Annotated in this window: 4 protein-coding genes; 3 read left to right on the forward strand and 1 reads right to left on the reverse strand. The window is 45.5% G+C overall.

Going from position 1 to position 6,469, the window contains the following annotated elements; genetic code table 11:
- Positions 1-297: ATP-binding cassette domain-containing protein (locus tag QUA38_RS26610; RefSeq protein WP_333167204.1), on the reverse strand; the 297-nt coding region annotated here is incomplete at its 3' end.
- Positions 298-814: 517 nt separating this feature from the next.
- Between QUA38_RS26610 and gltD the strand changes: the two genes are divergently transcribed.
- The 3 genes from gltD to QUA38_RS26625 all read left to right on the forward strand — a co-directional run bounded on the left by gltD (position 815) and on the right by QUA38_RS26625 (position 6,297).
- Positions 815-2,299, forward strand: coding sequence for a glutamate synthase small subunit (gltD, locus tag QUA38_RS26615; protein WP_333167206.1), 1,485 nt, complete (start codon positions 815-817; stop codon positions 2,297-2,299).
- 511 nt (positions 2,300-2,810) lie between these two features.
- Positions 2,811-4,169 carry a P-loop NTPase fold protein gene (locus QUA38_RS26620; RefSeq protein WP_333167207.1) on the forward strand — a complete coding sequence of 453 codons (1,359 nt, stop codon included), beginning with the start codon at positions 2,811-2,813 and terminating at the stop codon, positions 4,167-4,169.
- Positions 4,111-6,297 carry a tetratricopeptide repeat protein gene (locus tag QUA38_RS26625; RefSeq protein ID WP_333167209.1) on the forward strand — a complete coding sequence of 729 codons (2,187 nt, stop codon included), beginning with the start codon at positions 4,111-4,113 and terminating at the stop codon, positions 6,295-6,297. Before QUA38_RS26620 ends, QUA38_RS26625 begins: the two co-directional genes overlap by 59 nt.
- Positions 6,298-6,469 lie beyond the last annotated feature (172 nt).

Genomic DNA, 6,469 nt, shown 5'->3' on the forward strand with positions numbered 1-6,469 from the left:
CATCGCAAAAGCAATATTTTTCCGAATACTCATGTGTTTGAACAAAGCGTAGTGCTGAAACACAAAACCGATATGCCGTTCCTGCACCGACTGATGAGTAGCATCTTCACCGATCAGGTAAATATGACCGCTGTCCGGCGGTTCTAGCCCAGCGATCATCCTCAGCAGAGTCGATTTCCCGGAACCAGAAGGTCCCAACAGCGCGACTAAAGAACCCCTTTTAATTTCCAAATTCACGTTGTCAATTGCATGGAAGGAGCCGAAGTGTTTCGATACGTTCTGAACTGTAATGCTCATGAGTTTATTTACCTATTTTAGGAGTTAAAAAAGTAAACTCCGCTTATCTGACAGATTTACAGTAGTATATCCTGAAAATATTATTTTGCAAGGTCTGTAACTTTTTGTATAGGATCTCGATGCTCTCCAGATGGGGACTGCGTTTCAAAGTTGAGGCTGGCGGGCCGTCCGAGTTAAGCCGTCAGCGTTTCGAGATGTGGCTGTAGCGGTAAATGCGATCGTCCCAGAGTAAGCAATGCTGAAATTACGCAGAAACCGGGTTTGAGGGACGAAAATACTGCATCAAAACCTTTAAAACTTTTAATTCCCCTAAAAAACCCCGTTTCTTGGGTGTCGATCTATATTTTACGGCTGCCGACAATTCCCCGACTCCCGGCGATATTGAAGATTTCAGGTAGGAATTGCTCAATCTCAGGTGCGATCGCACACAATTTAGATCACAATAGTTAATTCAGAAGCCCGCCAGCTTCACCTTTGAGAAACCGACAGAATAGTAAATTCTAACCAGAACACCAGTATGGGAAAACCAACAGGCTTTATCGAATTCTTGCGCGAATTGCCCTCTGAACTCTCACCAGTCGAGAGAGTCCACAACTGGGACGAATTTCACCTACCGATGGATGAGGACAAACTCCGCACCCAAGGCGCGCGCTGCATGGACTGTGGCATTCCGTTTTGCCACACGGGCACAATTATCAGCGGCATGGCAAGCGGCTGCCCGATTAACAACCTCATCCCCGAATGGAACGACCTCGTATATCGCGGACTGTGGAAAGAAGCCCTAGACAGACTCCACAAAACCAACAACTTCCCTGAATTCACCGGCCGCGTCTGTCCCGCACCCTGCGAAGGCGCTTGCGTGCTCGGCATCAACAACCCGCCGGTGACAATTAAAAATATCGAAGCCGCAATTATCGATAAAGGCTGGGATGAAGGCTGGATTACCGCCGAACCGCCAGCCAAACGCACCGGCAAAAAAATCGCCGTCATCGGTTCTGGCCCTGCCGGTTTGTCCGCCGCCGCGCAACTCAACAAAGCCGGTCATTGGGTAACAGTATACGAAAGAGCCGATCGACCAGGCGGCCTGCTAATGTATGGCATCCCCAACATGAAGCTAGACAAAGAACAAGTCGTGATGCGCCGCCTGAAAGTCCTTGAAGACGAAGGGGTGACATTCGTCTGCAACACCGAAGTCGGCAAAGACTTACCAGCAGAACAACTGCTAAAAGAATACGACTCCGTTGTGCTCTGTACCGGCGCCACCAAACCCCGCGACTTGGGCATCCCCGGCCGGGAATTAAAAGGCATCCACTTCGCAATGGACTTCCTGACTGCGAACACCAAAGCAGTTTTAGACAAGAGCACAAACGATAACTTCATCTCCGCCGAAGGCAAAGATATCGCGATCATTGGCGGCGGCGACACCGGTACCGACTGCGTGGGTACCTCCATCCGCCACGGCTGCAAAAGCCTGGTACAGCTAGAAATCCTGCCCAAACCGCCCTCGGAACGCGCCGCCAACAATCCCTGGCCGGAATGGCCGAAAGTCTACCGCCTCGACTACGGCCAAGAAGAAGCAGCAGCCAAATTCGGCGACGACCCCCGCGGCTATCTCACCACGGCGACAAAGTTCGAGGGCGACGAAAACGGCAATGTCAAAGCTGTGCACACCGTTGAGGTGGAGTGGGCGAAAAACGAGAAAGGGCAGTTCATTCCAAACCACATCCCGGGCACCGAAAAAGTGTTGCCCGCACAGCTTGTCTTGCTAGCGATGGGCTTCCTCGGCCCGGAACAGCCCTTGCTGGATGCGCTGGGATTGGAACGGGACGCGCGCAGCAATGTGAAAGCTGAGCACGAAAAATATACAACCAGCATTCCGGGAGTTTTCGCGGCTGGTGACTGTCGCCGGGGACAGAGTTTGGTTGTTTGGGCGATTAACGAAGGGCGGGGCGTGGCCCGGGAGTGCGACCTTTATCTGATGGGGAGCACGGATTTGCCTTAGTTGGTAGGATTTACAGTACGGACACGGCGCCGTACCCATTGGTGTCAACTTAAGCTTTTCGTCCGCCAGTCCTCCCGCCTACCCGGCAGTCCGCCAGGGAATGAATTCCCTGTCTAATAGCGAAAGTCCTCTGAAGAGGACTAATCAGTTTACAAGTCTTTTTCTCAGCCCTCTTAAGAGGACTTTAGCTTTGAGGCAGGGGTTTCAACCCCTGCCGGACTGAGGGTTTAACGCCCTTGTTGACAGGAGCGAGGACACGGCAAGGCCGTTTCCCTACCGTTGACAGGAGCGAGGACACGGCAGTGCCGTTTCCCTACCGTTGAATCTGTACTTCACTCGGCTGAAAACTGGTATATTACCCATTAGTTTGTAGTAAGGACTTCAGTCCTTTCTTTTCTCAGGACTAAAGTCCTGACTGCGAACCTATTTTGCTAAAATACAAGTACATAAACAACTTAACTTTGATACATTATTCAGGTTCCCTGCAACAAATTTACTAAATTAAAAACCTATGACTACTCATCCTATCAACCGCGCAACGACCCTCAAAACGGCTTTTCGAGTTTGTAATGTTGAACCATTAGAAGGCGATGACCTCGATCGCTATTATGTTGATTTATCAGAGGTTCGCAAAACCGAAGCGATCGCAGGTGTCAGTAACATTTTAGACTTTCAAGAACCCGAACAGTTTACTACAATCCTGTTTACAGGGCATCGGGGCTGCGGCAAAAGCACCGAATTGAAGCGAATTCAAAAGCACTGGGAAAAAGATTATAGCGTCATTTATCTGGAGGTGGACGAAGAAACAGATATTAATGATGTAAGTTATACTGATTTCTATTTAATCGCTATCAAGCAAGTTGAGTTTGAAATGCGGCGGCTGAAGCTGAAATTAGATAGTCGGCTGATGGATAATTTTGAGGCTTGGTTTAAGGAGGTCACTGAAGAAACAGAACAGACTGTGGAAAGTTCCGTAAGCATCGAAGGAGAAGCAACCTTGGGGCCAGAAGCTCCCTTTTTAGCAAAGTTATTGGTTAAGTTACTGGCACAAATCAAAGGCTCAGATAAGCAGAAAAAAACAATTCGCCAAACTTTAGAAAAAGATATTTCACGATTAAAAGCAGATATCAACTTGCTGTTAAATGATGCTGTTAAAAAATTGCGAAAGAAGTTTCCTAGTTATAAAGGCTTTCTGATTATATTTGATAATTTAGACCGCGTTCCTCCAAATGTGGCAAACCATTTATTTTTTGACTATGCGGCTCAACTTCAAGAACTGAACTGTACGATAATTTACACTGTTCCACTTTCAGTTCTTTACTCGCCTCAAAATGCCATAAAGAATTTTGACTGTCCTCACATTGTCCCAATGGTCAATATTTATGAATTTAATCGAGATAGCTGTGACTTAAACTACAACGAAGTTAGCTTAAATGCTATGGCTAGTTTAGTCGAACGTCGGGTTGAAGTTGACAAAATCTTTGAGTCTCGCGAACAATTGCTGGAATTAGCAAAAGCCAGCGGCGGTCACGTGCGTCAACTCATGCAGATGATGCGGACTGCTTGCATAACCGCCAGCGGTCGCAGTCATGCTAAAATAATGGCTGAAGATGTTACCTATGCAGTCAAACAAGAACAATTTAATTTTGAGCGGTTCATCCCACAAAATCATTATCCAGTTTTAGCTCAAGTTTGTTTAACGAAAAATATTAATAAAGATGAAATTAGTGAATTAATATTATTTAATCTTTCGGTTTTGGAATATAACGGCAAAAATCGATGGAACTATCCGAATCCGGTGGTGAAGCAAAATGAAGAATTCCAAAAAGCTCTTCGAGATGCCCGACAATCCAATGTTAACCCTGAATAATCGGAATTTAAAAATTGGGCAGTTTCTAGCGGTAAATCAGCAGACATTTACTGAACTGTTGACGTTTGTTGATTTTTCTGACAAGTTTACGATTGGGTTTGTAGAAGTTAATTTTAATGAAGAAGCTGATTGGTTAATTGAGGGTTTGAAAAATCATCCTATTTCTCAAGAAAATCAATTTGAAGTTTTGAATTTTGATGAAAATTTGCGCTTTCTCAGAGACGAAATTGTCAAAATTTTACCGACAATTAAGCGAGAGGCAAATAAAGAATTAGTTTTAATTGTGCGGGGATTGGAAAAATCTATTGGCAAATTTGGCGAATATCCTCCGGTTTTACAAGACCTCAATTTTGTGCGAGATGCTTATAAAAGCAGCGTTCCGCATCCGATGCTGTTTGTTTTGCCGGACTATGCGATTACTCGTTTGGCGAAGTTTGCACCGGATTTTTGGGCGTGGAAATCGGGGGTATTTCTATTTAAAACTACTCAATTTACTAGAGATGATGCCGTTGCTAGGACTCTGGATTCGGAAAGGAGTTTTAGTACATTACAAACGCCTGAAAAGCAAGAACGAATTGAACTTTTAGAGTCTTTGTTGATGGAGTACAATCCGAGTCATTCTGGATCTGAAAGAAATCCTAGTGCTTGCAGCAATATTTTACATCAACTGGGAGTTGCTTATCTCAGTCAAGGAAAGCCAGTTAAAGCGAGGGAGTATTTAGAAAAAGCTTTGGAGTTGACAAAGGAATCGGAAAATTTATCGCTGCAAGCTGAAGTTTACAATGAATTGGGTGAATCTTACGAGCAAGAGGGACAATTTTCGGCGGCAATCAGTAACTATCAAGCATCGCTGGAAATTAGCCGCACACTGGGAAACCGTCGCGGTAAAGCTAATGCTTTGTATAATTTGGGGAATGTCTATGAGGATTTGCAAGATTGGCAACAGGCAACAGTTTTATATCAGCAATGTTTAGCAATTGAACAAGCAATAGGAGATATTTACTCTCAAGCAAGCACCTACCAGCAGTTAGGATGGGTGGCACAGGAAATGTGGAATCTGACTGAAGCTGAGCGTTATTATCAACAAGCTTTACAGATTTTTAGCGAATTGGGCCATCGCTCTGGTATGGCAAAAAGTTGGGGACTATTGGGAGAGCTCGAGCGAAATCGCGGCAATTGGGATGAAGCAGAGAGATTGTACTGGCAATGTTTGCAATTAATGACAGAATTGGGCGATCGCTCTGGTATGGCAATAAGTTGGGGATTATTGGGATATATCGAGCGAAATCGCGGCAATTGGGATGAAGCAGAGAGATTGTATCGGCAATCTTTGGAAGTTCAGACAGAATTGGGCGATCGCCGTGGTATGGCAACAAGTTGGGGACTATTGGGAGATATCGAGGGAAATCGGGGCAATTGGGATGAAGCAGAGAGATTGTACCGGCAATGTTTGGAAGTTCAGACAGAATTGGGCGATCGCTCTGGTATGGCAACAAGTTGGCGACTATTGGGAGATATCGAGCGAAATCGCGGCAATTGGGATGAAGCAGAGAGATTGTATCGGCAATGTTTGGAAGTTCAGACAGAATTGGGCGATCGCTCAGGTATGGCAACAAGTTGGGGAAGATTGGGAGATATCGAGGGAAATCGGGGCAATGGGGATGAAGCAGAGAGATTGTATCGGCAATCTTTGGAATTAAGGACAGAATTGGGCGATCGCTCTGGTATAGCAAAAAGTTGGGGACTATTGGGAGAGCTCGAGCGAAATCGCGGCAATTGGGATGAAGCAGAGAGATTGTATCGAAAATGTTTGGAATTAAGGACAGAATTGGGCGATCGCTCTGGTATGGCAAGTTTGATCGGTTGTTTGGGAGAAATTGAGATGCTTAGGGGTAACTTGGATGCAGCAGAACCCCTTTTAAAAGAGTCTTTAGCGAAGTTAGAAGAACTAGGAGAACCTAGCAAAATTGCCGAGGCCAACTACGATTTAGCACGACTTGAACGCAAACGCAGCAACCCAGAGCTTGCCCAACAACATTACAACACAGCCCATCAAATCTTTGAACAATTGGGAGCCACGAAGGATTTAGAGAGAATCGAGCGAGAGTGGCACAACCCGGATGTTTAAGTAATATCAAATCCGCCCTTCATCGTCCTGTATTCATCTCTCTCTTCTCTTCCTCTGCGTTCTCTGCGCTTAAATCATTCCGATGCAACCGGAATTGATACAGCGGATTCCGCTGTAATGAGGTACAATAAAATATCATTGTTGTAGTCAAACCTAATGAAAGCGTATTCTC

This window comes from Microcoleus sp. Pol12B4 (assembly GCF_036701385.1).
In the GTDB taxonomy this organism is placed as follows: Bacteria; Cyanobacteriota; Cyanobacteriia; order Cyanobacteriales; family Microcoleaceae; genus Microcoleus.